The organism is Streptomyces sp. NPDC017056, from assembly GCF_044332485.1.
Taxonomy (GTDB): Bacteria; Actinomycetota; Actinomycetes; order Streptomycetales; family Streptomycetaceae; genus Streptomyces.
This window is the reverse complement of the sequence record NZ_JBIRPD010000001.1, coordinates 292,123-314,595: the sequence shown is the minus strand read 5'-3', so window position 1 is coordinate 314,595 and position 22,473 is coordinate 292,123. Positions and strand designations below refer to the sequence as shown.

Annotated in this window: 20 protein-coding genes and 1 pseudogene; 12 read left to right on the top strand and 9 right to left on the bottom strand. The window is 73.8% G+C overall.

Annotated elements, in window-relative coordinates; translation table 11 throughout:
* The first annotated feature begins 67 nt into the window (after positions 1 to 67).
* From ACH4OW_RS01430 to ACH4OW_RS01420, 3 genes are all read left to right on the top strand, one after another.
* On the top strand, positions 68 to 187 hold the full coding sequence (locus ACH4OW_RS01430; protein ID WP_360136838.1) for a SapB/AmfS family lanthipeptide: 120 nt from the start codon (positions 68 to 70) through the stop codon (positions 185 to 187).
* Positions 188 to 300: 113 nt separating this feature from the next.
* On the top strand, positions 301 to 2,007 hold the full coding sequence (locus ACH4OW_RS01425) for an ATP-binding cassette domain-containing protein (RefSeq protein ID WP_398024047.1): 1,707 nt from the start codon (positions 301 to 303) through the stop codon (positions 2,005 to 2,007).
* The gene (locus tag ACH4OW_RS01420; RefSeq protein ID WP_398024045.1) at positions 2,000 to 3,883 is read left to right on the top strand and encodes an ATP-binding cassette domain-containing protein; all 1,884 of its coding nucleotides are present in this window, start codon (positions 2,000 to 2,002) and stop codon (positions 3,881 to 3,883) included. Before ACH4OW_RS01425 ends, ACH4OW_RS01420 begins: the two co-directional genes overlap by 8 nt.
* On the opposite strand, the pseudogene ACH4OW_RS01415 reads toward ACH4OW_RS01420, so the two are convergent.
* Positions 3,809 to 4,399, bottom strand: a pseudogene (locus ACH4OW_RS01415) (LuxR C-terminal-related transcriptional regulator); the annotation flags it as partial. The gene ACH4OW_RS01420 and the pseudogene ACH4OW_RS01415 sit on opposite strands and share 75 nt — an antisense overlap.
* Before the next feature lie 121 nt (positions 4,400 to 4,520).
* The gene (locus ACH4OW_RS01410; protein ID WP_360136835.1) at positions 4,521 to 5,153 is read right to left on the bottom strand and encodes a TetR family transcriptional regulator; all 633 of its coding nucleotides are present in this window, start codon (positions 5,151 to 5,153) and stop codon (positions 4,521 to 4,523) included.
* A 295-nt stretch (positions 5,154 to 5,448) separates the two neighbouring features.
* Between ACH4OW_RS01410 and ACH4OW_RS01405 the strand changes: the two genes are divergently transcribed.
* From ACH4OW_RS01405 to ACH4OW_RS01395, 3 genes are all read left to right on the top strand, one after another.
* Positions 5,449 to 6,828 (top strand): glycosyltransferase family 4 protein, encoded by a 1,380-nt coding sequence (locus ACH4OW_RS01405; RefSeq protein ID WP_398024044.1) that lies wholly within the window; start codon positions 5,449 to 5,451, stop codon positions 6,826 to 6,828.
* A 90-nt stretch (positions 6,829 to 6,918) separates the two neighbouring features.
* Positions 6,919 to 7,695 carry a class I SAM-dependent methyltransferase gene (locus tag ACH4OW_RS01400; protein WP_360136833.1) on the top strand — a complete coding sequence of 259 codons (777 nt, stop codon included), beginning with the start codon at positions 6,919 to 6,921 and terminating at the stop codon, positions 7,693 to 7,695.
* Positions 7,692 to 8,762: a prenyltransferase gene (locus tag ACH4OW_RS01395; protein WP_398024041.1), complete on the top strand. Its 1,071-nt coding sequence runs from the start codon at positions 7,692 to 7,694 to the stop codon at positions 8,760 to 8,762. Before ACH4OW_RS01400 ends, ACH4OW_RS01395 begins: the two co-directional genes overlap by 4 nt.
* Before the next feature lie 49 nt (positions 8,763 to 8,811).
* Here ACH4OW_RS01395 and ACH4OW_RS01390 read toward each other — a convergent pair whose 3' ends face one another.
* Complete coding sequence (locus ACH4OW_RS01390; RefSeq protein WP_360136831.1) at positions 8,812 to 9,111, bottom strand: hypothetical protein; 300 nt, start codon at positions 9,109 to 9,111, stop codon at positions 8,812 to 8,814.
* Positions 9,112 to 9,231: 120 nt separating this feature from the next.
* On the opposite strand from ACH4OW_RS01390, the gene ACH4OW_RS01385 reads away from it, so the two are divergent.
* Positions 9,232 to 10,026 (top strand): maleylpyruvate isomerase family mycothiol-dependent enzyme, encoded by a 795-nt coding sequence (locus tag ACH4OW_RS01385; protein ID WP_360136868.1) that lies wholly within the window; start codon positions 9,232 to 9,234, stop codon positions 10,024 to 10,026.
* Positions 10,027 to 10,064: 38 nt separating this feature from the next.
* Here the strand turns inward: ACH4OW_RS01385 and ACH4OW_RS01380 are convergent, their stop codons facing one another.
* From ACH4OW_RS01380 to ACH4OW_RS01365, 4 genes are all read right to left on the bottom strand, one after another.
* Positions 10,065 to 11,075, bottom strand: a complete 1,011-nt coding sequence (locus tag ACH4OW_RS01380) for an LLM class F420-dependent oxidoreductase (protein ID WP_398024039.1) — start codon at positions 11,073 to 11,075, stop codon at positions 10,065 to 10,067.
* A 150-nt stretch (positions 11,076 to 11,225) separates the two neighbouring features.
* Positions 11,226 to 12,080, bottom strand: a complete 855-nt coding sequence (locus ACH4OW_RS01375; protein WP_360136829.1) for a DUF5336 domain-containing protein — start codon at positions 12,078 to 12,080, stop codon at positions 11,226 to 11,228.
* Between the two features lie 141 nt (positions 12,081 to 12,221).
* Positions 12,222 to 13,157 (bottom strand): N-acetylmuramoyl-L-alanine amidase, encoded by a 936-nt coding sequence (locus tag ACH4OW_RS01370; protein ID WP_398024036.1) that lies wholly within the window; start codon positions 13,155 to 13,157, stop codon positions 12,222 to 12,224.
* A gap of 21 nt (positions 13,158 to 13,178) precedes the next feature.
* The gene (locus ACH4OW_RS01365) at positions 13,179 to 13,829 is read right to left on the bottom strand and encodes a class I SAM-dependent methyltransferase (protein WP_398024034.1); all 651 of its coding nucleotides are present in this window, start codon (positions 13,827 to 13,829) and stop codon (positions 13,179 to 13,181) included.
* A 236-nt stretch (positions 13,830 to 14,065) separates the two neighbouring features.
* Here ACH4OW_RS01365 and ACH4OW_RS01360 point away from each other — a divergent pair, with 236 nt between their 5' ends.
* From ACH4OW_RS01360 to gcvH, 5 genes are all read left to right on the top strand, one after another.
* Positions 14,066 to 16,261, top strand: a complete 2,196-nt coding sequence (locus ACH4OW_RS01360; RefSeq protein ID WP_398024031.1) for an acyl-CoA dehydrogenase — start codon at positions 14,066 to 14,068, stop codon at positions 16,259 to 16,261.
* Positions 16,262 to 16,290: 29 nt separating this feature from the next.
* Positions 16,291 to 17,487, top strand: a complete 1,197-nt coding sequence (locus ACH4OW_RS01355) for a lipid-transfer protein (protein WP_398024028.1) — start codon at positions 16,291 to 16,293, stop codon at positions 17,485 to 17,487.
* A gap of 133 nt (positions 17,488 to 17,620) precedes the next feature.
* A complete protein-coding gene (locus tag ACH4OW_RS01350) occupies positions 17,621 to 19,069 on the top strand; it encodes an MFS transporter (protein WP_360136824.1) in 1,449 nt (482 codons plus the stop codon).
* The gene (locus ACH4OW_RS01345; protein WP_360136823.1) at positions 19,062 to 19,859 is read left to right on the top strand and encodes an SDR family oxidoreductase; all 798 of its coding nucleotides are present in this window, start codon (positions 19,062 to 19,064) and stop codon (positions 19,857 to 19,859) included. Before ACH4OW_RS01350 ends, ACH4OW_RS01345 begins: the two co-directional genes overlap by 8 nt.
* Positions 19,860 to 19,942: 83 nt before the next feature.
* Positions 19,943 to 20,338 carry a glycine cleavage system protein GcvH gene (gene gcvH, locus ACH4OW_RS01340; protein ID WP_398024026.1) on the top strand — a complete coding sequence of 132 codons (396 nt, stop codon included), beginning with the start codon at positions 19,943 to 19,945 and terminating at the stop codon, positions 20,336 to 20,338.
* Between the two features lie 11 nt (positions 20,339 to 20,349).
* On the opposite strand, the gene ACH4OW_RS01335 is transcribed toward gcvH, so the two are convergent.
* Both ACH4OW_RS01335 and ACH4OW_RS01330 read right to left on the bottom strand, forming a co-directional pair.
* The gene (locus ACH4OW_RS01335; RefSeq protein ID WP_360136821.1) at positions 20,350 to 20,988 is read right to left on the bottom strand and encodes a response regulator transcription factor; all 639 of its coding nucleotides are present in this window, start codon (positions 20,986 to 20,988) and stop codon (positions 20,350 to 20,352) included.
* A 66-nt stretch (positions 20,989 to 21,054) separates the two neighbouring features.
* On the bottom strand, positions 21,055 to 22,452 hold the full coding sequence (locus ACH4OW_RS01330) for a condensation domain-containing protein (RefSeq protein WP_360136820.1): 1,398 nt from the start codon (positions 22,450 to 22,452) through the stop codon (positions 21,055 to 21,057).
* Between the last annotated feature and the right edge of the window lie 21 nt (positions 22,453 to 22,473).

Genomic DNA, 22,473 nt, shown 5'->3' with positions numbered 1-22,473 from the left:
CCGCAGCAACACCAGCACAACCAGTACAACCAGTACAACTACGTCCCCATAGTGAAAGGAAAGTGTCATGGCGCTTCTCGACCTTCAGGCGATGGACGCTCCGGAGCACGGCGGCGGCGGTGGCGGCGGCAGCGAGGCCAGCCTGCTGCTCTGCTGGAGTGACGCCAGCATCGTCCTGTGCGTGTGACCGGACGGCACCCCTACCGGAGCGCCTGAACCGGTAGTGCCGATCCGGTAGTCGTGAATCGGACGTGCGTGCGGCCCCTGCGTGGGCCGCACGCACACCCCGTGGGAGAGCCCGTGACCGTCACCCCCGCCGACCGGCTGCTGCTCGGCGCCCTGCGCCACAGCGCCCTGCGCGCCACCGCGATCCTGCTGCTCACCATCGCCTCGGCCGGCGTCGGCCTGGCCCTCCCCGCCGCCCTCGGCCACACCCTCGACCTGCTGCTGGCACACCGCCCCGCCGGGTCGTGGCTCCTCGCCTGCGCGGCCCTGACCTGCCTCATCGTCCTGCTGGACGCCCTCGAAGGGCTGCTCACCGGCACCACCGACGCGCGCGGCACCGCCTGGGTACGGCGCAGCCTGACCCGCCACCTCCTCGCCGCCGGGCCGCGCGCCGGCGAGCGGTACGGAACCGGCGACCTGGTCACCCGCGTCGTCGGCAACGCCGCACACGCCGGTACCGCGCCCACCGCCCTGGCGTCCTCCGCCGCCGCCCTCGCCACCCCGGTCGGCGCGCTCGTCGCCCTCGCGCTCGTCGACGTCTGGACCGCCGCCGTCTTCCTCCTGGGCCTGCCCCTGCTGGCCCTGCTGCTGCGCGCCTTCGCGCGGGACACCGGCGACTGCGTCGGGCGCTACCAGGAGAGCCAGGGCGAGATGGCCCGACGGCTCGTCGAGGCGGTCGGCGGGGCCCGTACCATCGCCGCCGCGGGCACCCGGCGCCGCGAAGCCGCCCGCATCCTCGCCCCCCTCCCCGGACTCGCCGGCCACGGATACCGCATGTGGCACGTGCTGGGCCGGTCCACGGCCCAGGCCGCCATGCTCGTACCGCTGCTCCAGATCGCGGTGCTGTGCGTGGCCGGAATTCGCCTGTCGCAAGGCGGGCTGAGCGTCGGCGGGCTGCTCGCCGCTTCCCGGTACGCAGTGCTCGCCACCGGCATCGGCCAGCTCGTCGGCCGCCTGAACAGCCTGGTGCACAGCCGTGCCGCGGCCCGGCGCGTCGCGGACGCCCTGGACGTCCCGGCGATGCGCTACGGCTCCCGCCCGCTCGGCCAGGGCAACGGCACGCTGAAACTACACGGCGTGACGGTGCGGCGCGGCGACCGCACCGTACTGCGCGGCCTGGACCTGACCGTGCCCGGCGGCACCTCGGTCGCCGTCGTCGGCCGCTCCGGCACCGGCAAGTCCGTCCTGGCGGCGGTCGCCGGGCGGCTGGCCGACCCCGACTCCGGCACCGTGATCCTCGACGACGTGCCGCTGCCCGACCTGAAACACGACGCCCTGCGCCGCGCGGTCGGCTACGCCTTCGAGCGCCCGGCGCTCCTCGGCACCACCCTCAGGGACACCCTGGAGCTCGGCTCCTACACGCCCGCCCGCGCGGAAGTGGAAGCCGCCGCCGACGCCGCGTGCGCCGCCCCGTTCATCCACCGCCTGCCGGACGGCTACGCGACCCGCTGCGCCGACGCGCCCCTGTCCGGCGGCGAGGCCCAACGTCTCGGCCTGGCGCGGGCGTTCGCGCACGCCGAGCGGCTGCTCATCCTCGACGACGCGACCTCCAGCCTGGACACCGTCACCGAGCTGCACGTATCCCGCGCCTTGCTGCACGACGTCAAGGCCGCCACCCGCGTCGTCATCGCGCACCGCGCCGCCACCGCGGCCCGCGCCGACCTGGTGGCCTGGCTCGACGACGGGCGCATTCGCGCCCTTGCGCCCCACACCGAACTGTGGCAACTACCCGAGTACCGAGAGCTGTTCGCCGCGGCAGCCGAGGAGGCGGCGCATGTCTGAGGCCATCGCGGGCCGGCCCGAGGTCGTCGCCGGCACCCCGCTGCGGCGGTCGGGGGCGCGCTTCCTCAAGCGGCGGCGCGCCGTCCTGGCCCGCCTCGCCGGCTGGTCCCTGGTGGAATCGGGGCAGACGTTCCTGCTCGGGTACGCGCTCGCCCGCGCCCTCGACGACGGGTTCCTGGACGGCAGCCTGGCCGTCGGCGTCGCCTGGCTGGCGGCCGCGGCGGTCGCCGTCGGCGCCGGCGCGTACGGCACCGCACGCGTCTACGGGGCCGTGGCCGACCTGGTGGAACCGCTGCGCGACAGCCTGGTGCGCAAGGTCGTCGACCGCGGCCTGTACGCCCCCGACGGCGCGGCGGTCTCCCGGCTGACCCACCAGGTGGAGATCGCCCGCGACACCTTCGCCGGGCTGGTGCTGGTGTCCCGGTCGTTCGTCTTCGTCACCGTCGGCGCGCTGGCCGGACTGTGCTCGCTCGCCCCCGTGCTCCTGCTGCTCGTCCTGCCGCCGCTGGTGCTCGGGCTGGCGCTGTTCGTCGCGGCCCTGCGCCCGATGGCCCGCCGCCAGGAGGCGTTCCTCGCGGCGGACGAGGCCATCGCGGAGGAGGCCGGCGCGGCGGTCGGCGGGCTGCGCGACATCACCGCGGCCGGCGCCGAGCGGAGCGTGGCCGCCGCGGCGGACCGGCGGTTCGACGCCGAACGGCGGGCTTCCGGGGCGCTGGCCCGCTGGAGCGTGTGCCGGGTGCTCGCCCTCGGCATCGGCGGCCGGCTGCCGATCGTCCTGCTGCTGGTCGCCGCGCCCTGGCTGCTCGACCGCGGGGTGACCGCCGGGGCGCTGGTGGGTGCGCTCGCGTACCTGTCGCAGTCGCTGCTGCCGGCGCTCCAGAGCCTGATGCACGGGCTGGGCACGGCGGGCACCCGGCTGGGCGTGGTGCTGCGCCGCCTGACCGCCGTACCGGCGGCCGGGGTGGCGGACGCCAGGCCGCACCGCGTCCCCCGCAGCGGGGTCGCCGTGGAACTCAGCGGCGTGACCTTCGCGTACGGGCCGCATGCCGACCCGGTCGTGCGCAAGCTCGACCTGACCCTGCCGGTCGGCGGGCACCTGGCCGTCGTCGGCCCCAGCGGCATCGGCAAGTCCACCCTGGCCGCGCTGGTCGCGGGCATGCTGGAGCCCGGGAGCGGCGAGGTCTGCCGGCCCGGCACCGAGGGCCGGGTGCTGGTGCCGCAGGAGGCGTACGTCTTCTCCGGCACCGTGCGGGAGAACCTGCTGTACCTGTGCCCGGGTGAGGTCGCCGACGCGGAGGTCGCGGCCGCCGCCGAGGCGGTCGGCGCGAGCGCGCTGCTCGCCCGGCTGGGCGGGCCGGACGCCACGCTCGCGCCGGCCGGACTCTCGGCAGGGGAGCGCCAGTTGATCGCCCTGGTCCGCGCCCATCTCTCGCCCGCGCCGCTGGTCGTCCTCGACGAGGCGACCTGCCACCTCGACCCCGCGGCCGAGGCCCGCGCCGAACGCGCCTTCGCGGCCCGTCCCGGCGGTTCGCTGATCGTGGTCGCGCACCGCATCAGCTCGGCGCTGCGCGCCGACCGGGTGCTGGTGATGGACGGTGTGCATGCCCGTACGGGCCGGCACCGCGATCTGCTGCGGCGCTCCGCGCTCTACCGCGAACTGGCGGGCGGCTGGGAGCACGAGGGCGCCGGCGCCACGCCGTCGGCGGGCGACGTCCCGCTACAGCCAGCCCTCCCCGCGCGAGATGCGGATGGCGTCGACGCGGTTGCGGGCTCCCGTCTTGCGGGTGATGGCGGACATGTAGTTGCGCACGGTGCCGGCCGACAGATGCAGGACGCCGGCGATCTCGGAGACCGAGGAGCCCTCGGCGGCCAGTGACAGCACACTCAACTCCCGGCGGGTAAGCGGAATGTCGGCGGCTTGCAGGAATCCGAAGCCCAGCGATCCGTCGACGAACCGTTTCCCCGCCGCCACTTGGCGTATGCCGGTGGTCAACTGCACCGGTGAGGCCTCCTTGTCCACGAATCCCAGCGCGTCGGCCTCGAAGGCCCGGCGCAGCGGCCCGGGGCGGCGCGCGGAACCCAGCACCAGCAGCGCCGGCGATTTCGCCAGCGCTTTCGATTTCGCGAGTTTGGATAATTTGCGCAACAGGCCGGTACCGGCCGGCTCCGCGCTTTCGGCGTCCACCACGCAGACGTCGGGCCGTGTCGCCCACGCCCGCTCCGCCGCGTCACCGGTGGTGGCGGCGGCGACTTCGATGTCGTTCTCCCGGTCGAGTACTTCTGTCAAAGCCCATCGGAACAGACAGATGTCGTGGACCAGTAGTACCCGGATCACTGCAGTCCCCCTCCAGACCCCTGTGTACCGGCTCCGTTGCGAGTACCCGGAATTCATACCGGCAATGCCGCTGTCATGGACCCGGAGAACTGGCCAAGCGGGGGCAAGGGGGCGCGCGTCGGGGTTGTGTGCGCCCCGAATGTGCTTCGCGCGGGATTACGCGCCCGTAGCCGTCACCTCAGGTGTGCTGCCGGGGCGCCGTGACGTCGATGAGCCGGCAGACCGTCTCGATGTCGATCTTCACCTGGGCGATCGAGGCGCGCCCCGAGAGCCAGGTGATCAGCGCCGAGTGCCAGGTGTGCTCGATCACCCGGACCGCGGAGAGCTGCTCGGGCGTCGGCGCGCCGTCCAGCCCCATCGCGTCCAGGATGATCGCCGTGGTGAGCCGCGAGACGGTGTCCACCTCCGGGCTCACCGAGCGGTCGGCGAACGTCAGGGCGCGCACCATGGCGTCCGCCAGGTGCGGTTCGCGCTGGAGCGCCCGGAAGGCGCGCATCAGCGTCTGCGCGACCCGGGCGCCCGGCTCCCGCTCCGTCGGCGGGCGCTTGCGCAGCGTCTCGTGCATGTGCTGCAACTGGTCCTGCATGGTCGCCACCAGCAGGTGGATCTTGGAGGGGAAGTACCGGTAGAGGGTGCCGAGCGCGACGTCGGAGGACTCGGCGACCTCGCGCATCTGCACGGCGTCGAACCCGCCGCGGCTCGCCAGCCGGGCACTGGCGTGCAGGATGCGGCGGCGCCGGGCTTCCTGACGCTCGGTCAGGGGAGGACTGGCGGGAAGCGCCGCGCCGGCCGCTTTGGAATCCGTAGTCATATGTCCCATTCCGTGACAGTCCGTCCGCGGTGCGGCGCGTACCGGTCAAGCGATCGGCACAGCATGGCAGGGCCGCGGTCCGTGGCGCGAATCACCTGGTGCGGCTCTTTTCGCCGGGGTGGGGGCCGGTAGATTCGAAGCTCTTGAACTGATCAGTAACCGATCGGCCGCGGGGCCCTGCCGGGCGGCCGCGGACCGGCCGCCGACCGGCCGCGGCCGATCCGCACTGAAACTTGTTCTAGATTAGCGCCAGCGGTTACGCTCCGGCGAAAGTCCAGCGAGAAGGGGGCCGAGAGTGTCCGCCGAGGCCGTCCAGGCAGCCGCGCCGCACCCCGCCGAGGCCCCCGCGGCCTCCCCGGGCCCGGACGGCGACCGCCCCCTGCGCATCGCCCTGCTGACCTACAAGGGCAACCCGTTCTGCGGCGGCCAGGGCGTCTACGTCCGCCACCTCTCCCGCGAGCTGGCCCGCCTCGGCCACACCGTCGAAGTGATCGGCGCGCAGCCGTACCCGGTCCTCGACGAGGGGGTCACCCTCACCGAGCTGCCCAGCCTCGACCTGTACCGCCAGCCCGACCCCTTCCGCACCCCCAAGCGCGGCGAGTACCGGGACTGGATCGACGCCGTCGAGGTCGGCACCATGTGGACCGGCGGCTTCCCCGAGCCGCTCACCTTCTCCCTGCGCGCCCGCCGCCACCTCGCGGCCCGGCGCGGCGACTTCGACGTCGTGCACGACAACCAGACCCTCGGCTACGGCCTGCTCGGCGACCTCGGCGCGCCCCTGGTCACCACCATCCACCACCCCATCACCGTCGACCGGCAGCTCGACCTCGACGCCGCCGGGGGCTGGAAGCGCCGCGCCTCCGTACGCCGCTGGTACGGCTTCACCCGGATGCAGAAGCGCGTCGCCCGCCGCCTGCCGTCGGTGCTGACCGTCTCCGGCTCCTCCCGCCAGGAGATCGTCGACCACCTCGGCGTACGCGACGGCCGCATCCACGTCGTGCACATCGGCGCCGACACCGACCTCTTCTCGCCCGACCCCTCGGTCCCCGAGATCCCCGGCCGCATCGTCACCACCTCCAGCGCCGACGTGCCCCTCAAGGGCCTCGTCCACCTCGTGGAAGCGCTCGCCAAGGTCCGTACCGAAAACCCGCGCGCCCACCTCGTCGTCGTCGGCAAGCGCGCCGACGACGGCCCCGTCGCCGCCGCCATCGAACGGCACGGCCTCGGCGACGCCATCGAGTTCGTCAAGGGCATCACCGACGCCGAACTCGTCGACCTGGTCCGCAGTGCCCAGATCGCCTGCGTCCCCTCCCTCTACGAAGGCTTCTCGCTGCCCGCCGCCGAAGCCATGGCCACCGGTACGCCGCTGCTGGCCACCACCGGCGGCGCCATCCCCGAGGTCTCCGGACCCGACGGCGAGACCTGCCTGTCCGTACCGCCGGGCGACCCGGGCGCGCTGGCCGCCGGGCTCGTCCGCCTGCTGGACGACGACGCGCTGCGCCGCCGCCTCGGCGCCGCGGGACGCGAACGCGTCCTCGCCCGCTTCACCTGGCGCCAGGCCGCCATCGGCACCGCCGAGCGCTACCGCGAAGCCATCGCCCTCCAGTCCTCCGGCGGGCGCGCCGCCCGCCGCCCCGCGCCCGCCACCGCACCGTCCCCCGCCGGCCGCGCCTGATGCGCCCCGGCAGGGCACCGACCACCACCGCCATGACCCACCGCCGCCGGCCCTAGCCACGCGGCCCCCCAGGACGAAAGCAGAGAGCCCTTGCTGACCGTCGACTTTTCCCGATTCCCGCTGGCGCAGGGCGACCGCGTCCTCGACCTGGGCTGCGGCGCGGGCCGGCACGCCTTCGAGTGCTACCGGCGCGGCGCGCAGGTCGTGGCCCTCGACCAGAACGCCGAGGAGATCCGCGAGGTCGCCAAGTGGTTCGCCGCGATGAAGGAGGCGGGGGAGGCCCCGGCGGGCGCCACCGCCACCGCCATGGAGGGCGACGCGCTGGCCCTGCCGTTCCCCGACGAGAGCTTCGACGTCGTCATCATCTCCGAGGTCATGGAGCACATCCCCGACGACAAGGGCGTGCTCGCGGAGATGGTGCGGGTGCTGCGGCCCGGCGGGCGGATCGCGGTGACCGTGCCGCGCTACGGCCCGGAGAAGGTCTGCTGGGCGCTGAGCGACGAGTACCACGAGGTCGAGGGCGGCCACATCCGCATCTACAAGGCCGACGAACTCCTCGGCAAGATGCGCGAGGCGGGCCTGAAGCCGTACGGCACCCACCACGCGCACGGGCTGCACAGCCCCTACTGGTGGCTCAAGTGCGCCTTCGGCGTCGACAACGACCAGGCGCTGCCGGTCAAGGCGTACCACAAGCTGCTGGTCTGGGACATCATGAAGAAGCCGCTGGCCACGCGGATGGCCGAGCAGGTGCTCAACCCGGTGATCGGCAAGAGCTTCGTCGCGTACGCCACCAAGCCGCACCTGCCCGCGGCCGCCGCCGCGGACGCCACCGACGCCGCCACGGACGCCGCCGGGGCCGCCAAGTGACGAGCCCGGGGCGCACGGAGCACCTGGTCCTGCCCGGTGTGCTCACCGCCGAACAAGCGGCCCGCACGGTCGCCGGCATCCTGGCCGCACAGCGCGAGGACGGCGCCATCCCCTGGTTCCGCGGCCACCACCTCGACCCGTGGGACCACACCGAGGCCGCCATGGCCCTGGACGCGGCCGGCGAGCACGAGCGCGCCGAAGCCGCGTACGCCTGGCTGGCCCGGCACCAGAACCCGGACGGCTCCTGGTACGCGGCCTACGCCGACGGGGACGCCGCGGCCCCCACCGACCGCGGCCGCGAGACCAACTTCTGCGCCTACATCGCCGTCGGCGTCTGGCACCACTACCTGTCCACCGGCGACGACACCTTCGTCGACCGCATGTGGCCCGCCGTCTACGCGGCCATGGAGTTCGTCCTCGACCTCCAGCAGCCCGGCGGCGAGATCGGCTGGAAGCGCGAGGACGACGGAACGCCCGTCCCCGATGCGCTGCTGACCGGTTCCTCCTCCGTCTACCAGGCGCTGCGCTGCGCCCTGGCCATCGCCGACCAGCGCGAAGAGCCCCAGCCCGACTGGGAACTGGCCCTCGGCCGCCTCGGGCACGCCATCCGGCACCACCCCGAGCGCTTCCTCGACAAGGCGCGCTACTCCATGGACTGGTACTACCCGGTCCTCGGCGGCGCCCTGCGCGGCGCCGCCGCCAAGGAGCGCATCGAGTCCGCCTGGGAGGACTTCGTGGTCCCCGGGCTAGGCGTGCGCTGCGTGCTGCCCAACCCGTGGGTCACCGGCGGCGAGAGCGCCGAACTGGCCCTGGCGCTCTGGGCGATGGGCGAGTCCGACAGTGCCGTGCAGATCCTCAAGTGGGTCCAGCACCTGCGCGCCGACAACGGCATGTACTGGACGGGCTACGTCTTCGACGACGACGCCGTCTGGCCCGAGGAACAGACCTCCTGGACGGCGGGATCGATGCTGCTGGCCGTGGCCGCGCTGGGGGGCGACGAGGCGACCACCGCCGTCTTCGGCGGCGAGCGCCTGCCGGCGGGCCTGGCCCCGGACTGCTGCCGCTGACCGCGGCCGCCGACCGGTGGGGCGGCCCCGTTGCCGCCCCACCGCCTCCTCAGTGCTCGATGCGCCGGATGCGGGCCGCGAGCGCATGCCCGACGACGAGGTACACGAGCGCCGGGAGCCCGTAGTTCAGCAGCGTCCGCAGCCACTCCGCGTCGAAGGTGAACAGGTTGTAGGACCAGCCCGCCAGCCACCGCGCCGCGCCCTGGACGAAGTGCACCAGGTCGTTGGCGCGGTTCGCGTCGAGCAGGTACATCGCGATCCACAGGCCCAGGATCAGGGCGGTGACGTCCGCGATGACGGTGACGGCCGTGGCCGCGTGACTGCTTCCGTACCGGTGTCTGCTGGACATGACGGCCGGGTAGCCGCGTAAGCCCGGAATAAACAACTCCCCCTACAGCACCGTCCCGTTGGGCCGGGGCCCGGCGTCCGGCCGAACACTCCAGCCGTTACAGTGCGATCCATGACCACCATGATCGGAACACTTGACCACGAGCGTTACTGTGCCGAAGTCCTCGCCGAGACCGACGCGTTCCGGCAGACGATACGCGGCGGCGACTTGAAGGCGACCGTACCGACCTGTCCGGACTGGACTTTGGAAGACCTCGTACGGCACGTCGGCGGCGCACTCCGCTGGGTCGACACGACCGTACGGACCCGGGCCACCGAAATGGTGCCGTTCGACTCGGTCCCCGAGTACAAGGGCCCGGCGGGCAGCGACCCGGCGGCACTGGACGCCTGGCTGGCCGAGAGCGGGCGGCTGACCGCCGAGGCGCTGCGCGAGATCGGCCCCGACACCCCGATCTGGGTCTGGGCGCCGGGGCAGCCGTCCGGCTTCTGGGCACGGCGGATGACCCACGAGACGGTCGTCCACCGGGCCGACGCGGCGGCCACGACCGGCGCCGACTTCCTCCTGGACCCGGAGGTGGCCGCCGACACCATCGAGGAGTACACGCAGCTGATCTGCATGATCCCCACCCTCCGGCCCGACCACGAGTCCAACCGCCTCCTCGGTACCGGCCGCACCCTGCGCCTGCACGCGACCGACACCCCGCCCGGCACCCACGCCGACTGGGTCGTCGACCTCAGCGGCACCGCCGCCACCTACCGCCACACTCCCGAAGAAGCCACCGTCACCCTCAGCGCCCCAGCCGCCGACCTGCTCCGCGTCTACTACCGCCGCCTCTCGCCCGACACTCCCGGCGTCGAGATCACCGGCGACCGGGCGTTCCTGGACGAGTGGCTGTCGGTTTCCTCGTTCGGCTGAGGAGCTGAGGAGCTGAGGAACGGGGCGCGCGGGGCGCCCTACTGGTTGAGTTCCGCCAGGACCCGCAGGGTGTGCGGGTCCTGGGTGGTGACCAGGAGGTCGGTCACCGGGCCCGCGCGCCAGGCGGTGAGGCGGTCGGCGATGCGGGCGCGTGGGCCGGTCAGGGAGATGGCGTCGGCGAAGGCGTCGGGGACGGCGCGGACCGCTTCCGCGCGGTGGCCCTGGCGGAAGAGTTCCTGGATACGGCGGGCTTCGTCCGGGTAGCCCATGCGGGACATCAGGTCCGCGTGGAAGTTGCGGGCCGCGTGGCCCATGCCGCCGATGTAGAAGGCGAGCATGCCCTTGACGGGAAGGAGGCCCTCGGCGACGTCGTCGCAGACCTGCGCGAGGGCCATCGGCGCGACCAGGAAGCCGTCGGGGGCACCGGCGAGCGGCGCCTCGTACGCGTCGGTGCGGTACGGCGACCAGTACAGCGGGAGCCAGCCGTCGGCGATGCGGGTGGTCTGGGCGATGTTCTTGGGGCCCTCGGCACCGAGGAGGACCGGGAGGTCGGCGCGGCGCGGGTGGGTGATGGGCTTGAGGGGTTTGCCGAGGCCGGTGGCGTCGGGGCCGCGGTAGGGGAGCGGGTGGAAGCGGCCGTCCAGGGTCACCGGGGCTTCCCTACGCAGGACCTGGCGGACGATGTCCACGTACTCGCGGGTGGCGGTGAGGGGGCTCGCGGGGAACGGGCGGCCGTACCAGCCCTCGACCACCTGCGGCCCGGACAGGCCGAGCCCGAGCCGCATCCGGCCGCCGGACAGGTGGTCCAGGGTCAGGGCCTGCATGGCGGTGGCGGTGGGCGTGCGGGCGGCCATCTGGGCGACGGCGGTGCCCAGTTTGATGCGGGACGTGTGGGCCGCGATCCACGTGAGCGCGGTGAACGCGTCGGAGCCCCAGGCTTCCGCTGTCCATACGGAGTCGTAGCCCAGCCGCTCGGCCTCCTGGGCCAGTTCGACGTGCCGGGGCTCGGGGCCGCGGCCCCAGTAGCCGAGTGCCAGGCCGAGTCGCATGGCGGTGCCCCTCCCGTACCGGCCTGCTGACGGTGTGTCAGGTGCGGTGGGTGCACTGTACGAGGCGGGGGAGGGGGAAGGAAAGGGGGACGTTACGGCGACGGCCCCTCGCTTGGGGGCGAGGGGCCGTGCGGTGCGCGCGTGCGGGTGTCAGCCGCGCTGGATGCCGGTGGTGTCCTGGAGGACGCCGCGGCGCCCGTCCTGGGTCTGCGCGACGAGCGCCGGGCCGCGCTGGTCGACGGCCAGGTACCAGGTGCCGGGCGCCAGCTCGGCGATCGGCGTCGGCGTGCCGTCCTCGCCGTACAGTGGGCGCGCGACGGGCACCGCGAACCAGAACGGCGCGAACTCCGCCGCGGGGGCGGCGGGCTGCTGCGCGGCGGCCGGCGCGGGCTGCTGGCCGCCGAACGTCTGCGGGCCCGGCTGGCCCTGGCCCGGCTGCGGCTGGCCGGGCTGGTGGGCGCCCGGGTAGCCGTACCCGCCGGGGGCCGGCTGCTGCTGGTGGGCACCGGGGTAGCCGTAGCCCTGGCCGGGGGCCGCGCCGTACGGGGACGGGGCCTGCGGCCGCGGGGCCGGGACGAGACCGGCCTTGAGGGCGGGGACGAGCGGGGTGGCCACGGCCGCGCCCGCCAGAATGAGAGCGGCGATCAGACCGAGAATCAGGCCGGCGCCCGCGCCGGAGGCGCTGACGATCGTCCAGAAGGCGAGCCAGGCGACGAACACGGAGAACGCGACGCCGAACTGGCCGAGGTCGAGGCCGGCCACCTTCAGCGGCTGCGGCAGGGCACGCGCCACGACGATCAGGGCGGCCGCGATCACGCCGCCCAGGTATACGCCCATCAGCAGGGGCAGCGCGTCCCACGCGTTCGTGGAAGTGATTTTCGGGCAGAAGCTGCCGGTGCAGTCGGAGCCGTCGTACGAGCTGCTGTCGAGAAACGAGGCGATGAACAGCAACACCGCTGCTCCGATCACCACGCCGTCGCCTCTAGTGAGGGAGCGGATGTTCACGTAAGGGTCCTTTGTCGGTTCCGGTGTTCTGGTCGTCGCGGTCGCTGCCTGGGCGCTGGTGGGCGCGTGGCGAGGCACGGGGTGGCCCACCATCGTAAGGGGGAACCTACCGCCGGATCCTGTGGGCCGTCCTGTCGGCGGCTACTCCGCCAGGAAGTCCGCAATGCCCTCGCTGATCCCGCGCGCGGCCTTTTCCCGCCATTTCGCGTCGGTCAATTGCGCGGCGTCCTTCGCGTCCCGCATATTGCCGCACTCCAGGAACACCTTGGGAATACGGGAGAGGTTGAGGCCGCCCAGGTCGGAGCGCACGTCCAGGCCGGTTCCGCCGCCGACGTAATTGGCCGGGGCGCTCCCGGTCAGTGCCACGAACCGGCCCGCCAGGTGTTCGCCGAGCCGCCGGGATGGGCCGACGATGGCGGAGGTGTCCGCCGTGCCCGCGGTGACGCGGGCGGGGAGGATCACGTGGAAGCCCCGGTTCCCCTCGCCCGCGCCGTCGGCGTGCACGGAGACGGCGGCGTCGGCCCCGGCCTCGTTCCCGGCGCGGGCGCGCTCGTCCACGCACGGGCCGTACGGGCGGTCGCCGTCCTGGGTGAAGACGACCTTGGCGCCCTCGGCCTGGAGGAGGGTGCGGGCGCGGCGCGCCACGTCGAGGGTGAAGGACGCCTCGGCGTACCCGTCGTTGGTGGAGGTGCCGGTGGTGTCGCACTCCTTGCGCCCGTTGCCGACGTCCACCTGGCGCGCGATCTCCCGGGTGTGGTCGCGGTTGCGGGTGTTGTGGCCGGGGTCGATGAGGACGACCTTGCCCTTGAGGCGGGTGCCGGCCCGGCCGCCGGTCCCGGCCTCGTCGCCCTTGCCGTCCCGGCCGGCCTCGCCGGGCGTGTGCGGACCCGGCGAGGCCGGGGCCGGCGCGTCCGGGCTGGGTGCGGGCAGCGCCTTCGGCGGTCTGCCGCCGCCGTGGCCGCTCGCGGACCGCCAGATCAGCCAGCCGGCGGCGCAGGCGGCCAGCAGCGCGGCCAGGACGACGACGAGGGTGCCGCCGAAGCGGCGGCGCGGGGGGAATGTACTGCCGTTCGACACATCGCGATCGTAGTGGGGAGGTCAGTGGCCTTCGCCGGTGCGACGCAGTACGTGCAGCGATCCGTGTGCCGACATTTCGGTGAAGGCGCCGGATTCCAGGGCGCGGCGGTAGACGCGGTACGGGGCCTGGCCGCCGTCCGCCGGGTCGGCGAAGACGTCGTGGATGACGAGCAGCCCGCCGGGGGCGACGTGCGGCGCCCAGCCCTCGTAGTCGGCGGTGGCGTGCTCGTCGGTGTGCCCGCCGTCGACGAAGACCAGGCCGACGGGCGTGTTCCAGATCGCGGCGATCTGCGGGGAGCGGCCCACCAGTGCCACGACGTGGTCCTCCAGGCCGGCCGCGTACAGCGTGCGGCGGAAGGTGGGCAGGGTGTCCATCAGGCCGACCTCCGGGTCGACCACGGAGGGGTCGTGGTACTCCCAGCCGGGCTGCTGCTCCTCGCTGCCGCGGTGGTGGTCGACGGTGACGGCCGTCACGCCGGCCGCGCGTGCGGCGTCGGCGAGCAGGATCGTGGAGCGGCCGCAGTAGGTGCCGACCTCCGCGAGCGGCAGCCCCAGCGCGGCGGCCTGCGCGGCGGCCGCGTAGAGCGCGAGGCCCTCGTCGAGGGGCATGAAGCCCTTGGCCGCCTCGAATGCGGCGAGTGTCTCCGGCTTGGGGGCGTTCGCGGCGGCCATGGGGATTCCTCCTAGTCGTACGGTCACCGGGGCGTGCGGCGGTGACTCACAACGACGGATCGTACGTGCCGGTAACACGCGGCCGGGCGGGGCGGACCCCGAACGCGGGTCCGGGAGGTGGGTCCCGGTCGCGAATCCCGGACACCGGGCCCGGCCGTCCGGCCCGCCCGTCCGGCCCGCGATGCGACCCCGATCTGACCTACCGTCAGTTTGGAACCTGTTCTACTGTGCCCGCCATGGGTATCGCCATCACACCGGAACACCAGGACCTGGCCGAGGCGGTACGGGGGTGGGCGGCCCGCACCGTGCCGCCGGAGGAGCTGCGCAAGCTGCTGGACGCCGGGCCCGGCCGGCGCGGACGCCCCGCGTACTGGGACGGGCTCGCCGCGATGGGCCTGCTCGGCCCGCACCTGCCCGAGGCGGACGGCGGGGGCGGCGGCAGCCTCCTCGACCTCGCCGTGGTGCTGGAGGAGACCGGCCGCGCCGCGCTGCCGGGGCCGTACCTGCCCAGCGTGCTCGCCTCCGAACTGCTGCGGCGCGGCGGCGCCCCCGGCCTCGTGCGCGCCCTGGCGGCGGGCGAACGCGTCGGCGCCGTCGCACTCGGCGCGGGCACGCTGCGCGCGGCCCTGACGGACGGCGGCTACGTACTGGACGGCGCGGCGCCGCCCGTCCTCGGCGGTGGCGACGCCGACCTGATCGTCCTGGCGGCCGAGGCGCCGACGGGCACCGTCTGGCTCGCCGCCGACGCCGACGCGCTGTCCGTACGGGTGCCGGACACCGCCGCCGACCCGACGCGCCCGACCGCCGGTGTCGCGGCCGAGGGCGTCCGCGTACCGGCCGGCCGGGTGCTGGACATCGACACCGGCCTCGTACGGGATCTGGCGGCGGCGCTGTTCGCCGCCGAGGCGTGCGGCACGGCGGCCTGGGCGCTGCACACCGCGTCGGAGCACGCGACCGTACGCGAGCAGTTCGGCGGGCCGATCGGCAGGTTCCAGGCCGTCAAGCACCTCTGCGCCGACATGCTCGTACGCGTCGAGCAGGCGCGCGCCCTGGCGTGGGACGCGGCGCGCGCGGCGGACGAGGACCCCGCGACCCGCGGCCTCGTCGGCGCGCTGGCCGCGGCCACCGCCCTGGACGCCGCCTTCACCTGCGCCAAGGACTGCATCCAGCTCCTCGGCGGCATCGGCTTCACCTGGGAGCACGACGCGCACCTGTACCTGCGGCGGGCGACCGTGGCCCGCCAGCTGCTCGGCAGCGGTACCGCGCACCGGCTGCGGGCGGCCGGGCTCGGCGCGCGGGGCGCCCGGCGCGAGCTGCGCACGGACCTGCCGGCGGAGCGGTCGCGCGAGGCGGCCGCCTACCGCGAGCAGGCCCGCGAGGTGATCGGCGCGGTACGCGGCCTCGGCCCCGCCGCCGTACGCCGCGAACTGGCGCCCACCGGATACGCGGCGCCGCACCTGCCCGCCCCGTACGGCCTGGGCGCGGGCCCCGTCCAACAGCTCGCGATCCAGCGGGAGCTGCGCGCGGCGGGCGTCGAAGTCGGCGGCCTGGGCATCGCGACCTGGGTGGTGCCCTCGCTGATCACCTACGGGACGCCGGAACAGAAGGAGCGCCACCTGCTGCCGACGCTCCGCGGCGACCAGTCGTGGTGCCAGCTGTTCTCCGAGCCGGAGGCCGGTTCCGACCTGGCCGCACTGCGCACCCGGGCCGAGCGGGTGGACGGCGGCTGGCGCGTCAACGGCCAGAAGGTGTGGACCTCGGCGGCCCAACGGGCGGACCACGGCATCCTGCTCGCCCGCACGGACCCCGGCGCGCCCAAGCACCAGGGGCTGACGTTCTTCCTGGTCGACATGGCGGCCCCCGGCGTCGAGGTGCGGCCGCTGAAAGAGATCACCGGCGACTCCCTCTTCTGCGAGGTCTACTTCGACGACGTGCTGCTGCCGGCGGACGCGGTGGTGGGGGAGGTGGGCGACGGCTGGCGGGTGGCCCGGCACACACTCGGCAACGAGCGCGTCCACATGGCCGACCAGGTGACCTTCGGCACCGGCCTGGAGGCGCTGATCGAGCGGTCGGCGGGGCTGGACGACGCGGTGCGCGAGCGCGTGGGCGCGCTCGCCGCCGAGGCGCACGCGCTGGCGTGCATCGGGCTGCGCACCACCCTCCAGCAGGTCTCCGGGCTGGAACCGGGCGCCGGAGCCAGTATCCGCAAGCTGGTGCAGACGGCGCACCAGCAGAAGGTCGCCGAGCTGGCGCTCGAACTCCTCGGCCCGGAAGGCGCGACGGGCGAGGGCGACGCGGGACGCGCCCTGCACGGCTTCCTGATGTCGCGCTGCCTGACGATCGCGGGCGGTACGACACAGGTGCAGCTGAACGTCGTCGCGGAGCGGCTGCTCGGCCTGCCCAGGGACCCCGAACCGCGCCCGGTCGTCTGACGCGGGCGCCACCGACGAGGAGGACGGACATGGCCGGCAAGGCGTACATCATCGGCGTCGGTATGACGAAGTTCGAGAAGCCCGAGACACGGGACTGGCCGTACTGGGACATGGCGAAGGAGGCGGGCGGCAAGGCCCTCGCCGACGCCGGGGTCCCGTACAGCGGCATCGAGCAGGTGCCGGCCGGCTACTGCTACCAGGCGTCCACGGCCGGGCAGCGCGCCGTCTACGAGCTGGGCCTGACCGGCATCCCCGTCTACAACGTCAACAACAACTGCGCGACCGGCTCGACCGCGCTGATGATGGCCCGGCAGTTCGTCGCCTCCGGCCTCAACGACTGTGTACTGGCCCTCGGCTTCGAGAAGATGAAACGCGGCGCCCTGGGCGGCGGCGCCGACGGCGGCGACTTCGCGACGTCGCCCGTGGCCCGGCACTACGGCGTGATGGCCGCCGCGCACGGCTTCGAGATGACGCCGCCGACCGCCCAGATCTTCGGCAACGCCGCGCGCGAGCACATGGACCGGTACGGCACCACCGAACGGCAGCTCGCCGCGGTCGGCGCCAAGAACCACCGGCACTCGGCGGACAATCCGAACGCCCAGTTCCAGGACGTCTACACGGTCGAGGAGATCCTCGCCGCCCGGACCGTCCACCGGCCGCTGACCAAGCTCCAGTGCTCGCCGACCTCCGACGGCGCGGCCGCCGCCGTCGTCGCCTCCGAGCGGTTCGTCCGCGAACACGGACTGGCGGACCGGGCGGTGGAGATCGCCGGGCAGGCCATGACGACGGACACGGAGCTGAGCTTCGCCTCCGGGTCCTGCATCGACGTCGTCGGCAGGCCGATGTCGAGGGCGGCGGCCCGGCAGGCGTACGAGGCGAGCGGACTCGGCATCGAGGACGTGGACGTGGTCGAGCTGCACGACTGCTTCTCGGTCAACGAGCTGCTGACGTACGAGGCGCTCGGCATGTGCGCGGAAGGGGAGTCGGGCAAGCTCGCCGAGGAAGGGGCCACCACACACGGCGGCCGGTGGGTGGTGAACCCGTCCGGCGGGCTGATCTCCAAGGGGCACCCGCTCGGCGCGACCGGCCTGGCGCAGGCCGCCGAGCTGGTGTGGCAGCTGCGCGGCACGGCCGGGGCGCGGCAGGTGCCGGGGGCGCGGGTGGGCCTGGCCCACAACATCGGTCTGGGCGGCGCCGCGGTCGTCACGCTCCTGCGCAGGGCGTGACCGTACCGGCCCGGAATGCCCCCCTCCGTACCCGGTGTCCGCGTCCGCCCGGCGTACGACGGGAGGACTAGGTCGGGTGGCGGCCGAGGCCGGGCCGATATTCCGATGTCACCGTCGCGTGCCGGGTGCAACTATGGAGACCATGCCCCCGACAGTCACTCCCACCACGCTGCCCGAAAGCGCCCGACGCACGCCCCCGCCCGCCTGGTTGGTGATGCTGCTGGTCTGCGCCGGACAGTTCCTCGTCGTCCTCGACGTCTCGGTCGTCAACGTCGCGCTGCCCAGCATGCGCACCGGACTCGGACTGAGCGAACTGGGCCTGCAATGGGTCGTCAACGCCTACGTGATCACCTTCGCCGGCTTCATGCTGCTCGGCGGCCGGATGGCCGACCTCTTCGGGCGCAAGCGCATATTCGTCGTGGGGCTCACCCTCTTCACCCTGGCCAGCCTGGCGGGCGGCCTGGCGCAGGAGTCCTGGCACCTGATCGCCGCCCGTACGGTCCAGGGCGTCGGCGCCGCCGTGCTCTCCCCAGCCACCCTCACCATCCTCACCACCGCCTTCCCCGCGGGCCCCGCGCGCACTCGCGCCATCGCCACCTGGACCGCGGTCGGCGCGGGCGGCGGCGCCGTCGGCGGCCTCGTCGGCGGCGTGCTGACCGAGTACCTGTCCTGGCGCTGGGTGCTGCTGATCAACGTGCCGGTCGGCGCGCTGGTGCTGGCCGGTGCGGTGCTCTGGCTCGACGAGAGCCGCCGCGGGCAGGGGCGGCGCCTGGACCTCCCCGGCGCGCTGCTGGTGACGGCGGGCCTCGCGCTGGTGGCGTACGGCATCGTGCAGACCGAGTCGCACGGCTGGACGTCGGCGGTCGCGCTGCTGCCCCTGGCGGCGGGCCTGTTGGTGCTGCTGGCGTTCGTGCTGGTGGAGGCCCGTACGAAGGCGCCGCTGATGCCGCTCACGCTCTTCCGGCTGCGGTCGGTGTACGCGGCGAACAGCGCCATGGTGCTGGCCGGCGCCGCGATGTTCTCCATGTGGTACTTCCTCTCCCTCTACGTGCAGAACGTCCTCGACTACACGCCGCTGGAGGCCGGGCTCTCCTTCATCCCGCACTCGCTGAGCATCGTGCTCGGCTCGAAGATCGCGCCGCGCCTGATGAACCGGGTGGGCGCCAAGAGCCTGGCCGTCGCCGGCGCGCTGATATCCGCCGCGGGAATGGTCTGGCAGGGGCAGATGGGCGCCGACGGCACCTACCTCGGCACGCTGCTCGGCCCCGGCGTCCTGATGGCCTTCGGCGCCGGGCTGACGGCGACGCCGGTCGCCTCGATTGCCACCTCCGGTGCCGCGCCCTCCGACCAGGGCCTGGTCTCCGGACTGATCAACACCTCGCGGCAGATGGGCGGCGCGCTCGGCCTGTCGATCCTGTCCACCGTCGCCGCCTCCCGGATCACGGGCGAACACGGCGGCCCCGCGGCGATGGCCGACGGGTACGGCCTCGCCTTCCAGGTCGGCACGGTCATCCTGCTGGCGAGCGTGCTGCTGATGGTCCTGGCCCTGCCCCGCCGCCCCGAGGACGCCCACCATGGCTGAACCCGCCCCCGTACCCCCCGTCCCGGCCTTCCCCGCCACCGGCCGCCGGGTCCTGGTCAGCGGCGCCTCGCGCGGCCTCGGCCGGGCCGTGGCCCGCGCCTTCGCCGAGAACGGCGACCGGGTCGCGGTGCACTACGGTTCGCGGCGCGCCGAGGCCGAGCAGACCCTCGCCGCGCTGCCCGGCAGCGGCCACGTCCTGCTCGGCGCCGACCTCGCCGACCCGGCCGGCGCCGCCGCCCTGGTCGGTGCGGCCGTCGAAGCTCTCGGCGGCCTCGACGTGCTGGTGAACAACGCCGCCGTCAACACCCCGCACCCGCCCGCGACCACCTCGTACGAGGACTGGACCGCCGCCTGGCAGCAGCACGTCGAGGTCAACCTGCTCGGCACCGCCCACCTCAGCCACGGCGCGGCCCAGGCGATGATCGCGCAGGGCACCGGAGGACGCATCGTCAACGTCGGTTCCCGCGGCGCCTTCCGCGGCGAGCCCGACCACCCCGCCTACGGCGCGACCAAGGCCGCCGTGCACGCGCTCGGCCAGTCGCTCGCCGTCGCCCTCGCCCCGTACGGCATCGCGGTGGCGTCCGTCGCGCCCGGCTTCGTCGACACCGACCGGGTGGCGCACCGGCTGTCCGGCGCCGAGGGCGCGGCGATCCGCGCGCAGAGCCCGTTCGGCCGGGTGGCGGCGCCCGAGGAGGTCGCGGCGGCCGTACGGTGGCTGGCCTCGCCCGAGGCGCAGTGGAGTTCGGGCACGGTCCTGGACGTCAACGGCGCGTCGTACCTGCGGACGTAGCCGGCCGCCCGCCCCGGGCCCGCCGTGCCCGCGCCCCGCCGGAAGCCTTGCCTCCGCCGGGGCGCGGTGGCACCGTCCGCGGCATGGCGAACATCCCCGCGGATCTTTCGTACACCAAGGACCACGAATGGGTCCGGATCAAGGGCGATCAGGTCACCGTCGGCATCACCGAACACGCGCAGCGGCAGCTCGGTGACATCGTCTACGCCGAACTGCCCAAGGCGGGCGAGCGGTTCGAGGCGGGCGACGCGTTCGGCTCGCTGGAGTCGGTCAAGGCGGTCACCGAGGTCTACCAGCCGCTGACCGGCACGGTGCTCGTGGTCAACGACACCGTCAACGACACCCCGGAACAGATCAACGACGACCCGTACGGCGCGGGCTGGCTGGTCGTGTTCCGCCTGATCCGGCCCGCCGAGGCCGGCGGCCTGCTGGACGCGAAGGGATACGAGAGCTACTTGCAGGAGGGGACGGCCGGGTAGCCGCCGGGGGACTACAGCCAGCCGTTCTGGCGGGCGGTGCGCACCGCCTCCATGCGGTTGCGCGTCCCGGTCTTGCCGATGGCCGCCGAGAGGTAGTTGCGGACGGTGGCCTGCGACAGGTGCAGCTTGCCCGCGATGTCGGCGACGGTCGCGCCGTCCACGGCCGCGGTCAGCGCGTCGCGCTCGCGCTGGGTCAGCGGGTTCGGGCCCGCGCTGAGCGCGGCGGCGGCCAGTCCGGGGTCGATGACGCGCTCCCCGGCCAGCACCCGCCGGATCGCCGCCGCCAGGTCCTCCACCGGGCCGTCCTTCACCAGGAAGCCGGACGCACCGGCCTCCATCGCCCGCCGCAGGTACCCGGGCCGCCCGAACGTGGTCACGATCAGCACCTTGCAGGACGGCAGCTTCTCGCGCAGCTCGGCGGCGGCGTCCAGGCCGCTGCGCCCCGGCAGCTCGATGTCCAGCAGCGCGATGTCCGGCCTGGCCTCCAGTGCCGCCGGCACGATCTGGTCCCCGGCCGGCACCTGCGCGACGACCTCCATGTCGTCCTCCAGGTTGAGCAGCAGCGCCAGCGCGCCCCGCATCATCCCCTGGTCCTCGGCGAGGAGAACCTTCACGCACGCTTCGGCCTGCTCGCCGCCCGGGTCAGTCATGGGACAAGCCTAGCCAGCCCCCGGCCGGGGCCCCCGCGAAAGGGCCCCGGGCGGTGAGCCGGTACGTCAGGCGGGTAACGCCGCGCCCTCCCGTGCCACCGAGACGATGAGTTCCCGCAGCCGCTCGACGTACAGCCGTAGGTTGCCGTACGCGATGTCGGTGTCCGGGTAGCGGCCGGCGAACTGCAGGCCCTCGTGCAGCCGGGTGATCCACGCGCACACCTGGTCGCCGTAGGAGACCCGGATCAGCCCGTACGCCTTGAGGTGCTCCCACCGTTCGGAGCCCGGGACGGCGCGCGCGTCGACGAACGAGACGATCGAGTACAGGTCGGGGGACGTGGGCCGGAAATCCGCGCCCAGCAGCCGGAGCACGCGGGCGAGCGGGACGCGGGACAGCGGCCGGTTCTCCCGCAGCGCGGCGCGGACCATCCGCATGGCGCCGTCGAAGTCCGGCGCCTGCCCCACGGGGACCTCGATCGGCGCGCCGCCCACGTACCAGCCCACCGAGTCCGACCACTGGGACCTCGCCCGGGTGTGGAAGGGGACGACGGTGCGGTACACCTCCTGGCCGCCGATGTCGCGGACGATCAGGCCGGTGGCCGCGAGGACGCCGATGAAACTCCCGCCGTACGGGCGGCAGTACGCCTCGAAGGCCGCCGCCGTGGCGTCGTCCACCAGCATCTCGTGCATGAACTTCTGCGTGGGCAGCGGCCCTTCGGGGTCGAGGCCGAGGTCGACGGGGAAGTTCGGCAGCTTCCCGTCGCACTGGGCGATGAACTTGCGCCAGCGGGCGACGACCTCGTGCGTGTCGTCGACCTGGTCGGCGCTGGAGCGTTCGGTGGCGCAGAAGTCGACGTAGCTGGCGACGGGTGCCGTGTCCACGGTGCGGCTGTCGAGGCCGGCCGCGTACAGCTCGTGGATCTCGGCGGTGATGCGCTGGATCGAGTACGCGTCGACGTTGCTGTGGTCGAACGCCATGTAGACGCTGGTGCTGTCGTCCCTGACGACCGCGGCGAAGATGAAGTTCGGCCAGGACAGCGCGTCGGCCCCGGCGTCGAAACGGTCCTGGAGGTGCTGGGTCAGCGCCGCCGCGTCGGAGAATTCGCCGATCTCCGTACGGTGCAGCACCACGGCGTCCGCGTCGAGCGTGAATCTCCGCATCTCGTCGCCGGCCCAGCGGAAACCGCTGCGCAGCGTCTCGTGCCGGAGTGTCCAGGCGCGCAGTGCCTCCTGGAGGACGTCGAGGTCGGCCTTCCCCGGTATGTCGAAGGCGGTGCCGAGCCACGTCGGTACGAACAGGCCGTCCTGGCGTACCGACCGTGCCGTGCGTACGTGCGACTCCTGGATGTAGGCGGGCGGGCGCGTGTCGTGCGGCAGGCTCGTCGCGGTCTCGACGACCGCGGGGTGCAGCGTCCACTCCACCAGACGTCCGGGGCGGATCTCGCAGCGCTGGATGTCAGTCATGCGCACAGGGTTCTCCGATCG

Excerpts from the sequence above, each read along its gene's own strand:
- ACH4OW_RS01335 (WP_360136821.1), bottom strand. The coding sequence starts at position 20,988 with ATGACTGACCCGGGCGGCGAGCAGGCCGAAGCGTGCGTGAAGGTTCTC.
- ACH4OW_RS01345 (WP_360136823.1), top strand. The coding sequence starts at position 19,062 with ATGGCTGAACCCGCCCCCGTACCCCCCGTCCCGGCCTTCCCCGCCACC.
- ACH4OW_RS01355 (WP_398024028.1), top strand. The coding sequence starts at position 16,291 with ATGGCCGGCAAGGCGTACATCATCGGCGTCGGTATGACGAAGTTCGAG.
- ACH4OW_RS01380 (WP_398024039.1), bottom strand. The coding sequence starts at position 11,075 with ATGCGACTCGGCCTGGCACTCGGCTACTGGGGCCGCGGCCCCGAGCCC.
- ACH4OW_RS01350 (WP_360136824.1), top strand. The coding sequence starts at position 17,621 with ATGGAGACCATGCCCCCGACAGTCACTCCCACCACGCTGCCCGAAAGC.
- ACH4OW_RS01360 (WP_398024031.1), top strand. The coding sequence starts at position 14,066 with ATGGGTATCGCCATCACACCGGAACACCAGGACCTGGCCGAGGCGGTA.
- gcvH (WP_398024026.1), top strand. The coding sequence starts at position 19,943 with ATGGCGAACATCCCCGCGGATCTTTCGTACACCAAGGACCACGAATGG.
- ACH4OW_RS01365 (WP_398024034.1), bottom strand. The coding sequence starts at position 13,829 with ATGGCCGCCGCGAACGCCCCCAAGCCGGAGACACTCGCCGCATTCGAG.
- ACH4OW_RS01330 (WP_360136820.1), bottom strand. The coding sequence starts at position 22,452 with ATGACTGACATCCAGCGCTGCGAGATCCGCCCCGGACGTCTGGTGGAG.
- ACH4OW_RS01410 (WP_360136835.1), bottom strand. The coding sequence starts at position 5,153 with ATGACTACGGATTCCAAAGCGGCCGGCGCGGCGCTTCCCGCCAGTCCT.
- ACH4OW_RS01420 (WP_398024045.1), top strand. The coding sequence starts at position 2,000 with ATGTCTGAGGCCATCGCGGGCCGGCCCGAGGTCGTCGCCGGCACCCCG.
- ACH4OW_RS01430 (WP_360136838.1), top strand. The coding sequence starts at position 68 with ATGGCGCTTCTCGACCTTCAGGCGATGGACGCTCCGGAGCACGGCGGC.
- ACH4OW_RS01385 (WP_360136868.1), top strand. The coding sequence starts at position 9,232 with ATGATCGGAACACTTGACCACGAGCGTTACTGTGCCGAAGTCCTCGCC.
- ACH4OW_RS01390 (WP_360136831.1), bottom strand. The coding sequence starts at position 9,111 with ATGTCCAGCAGACACCGGTACGGAAGCAGTCACGCGGCCACGGCCGTC.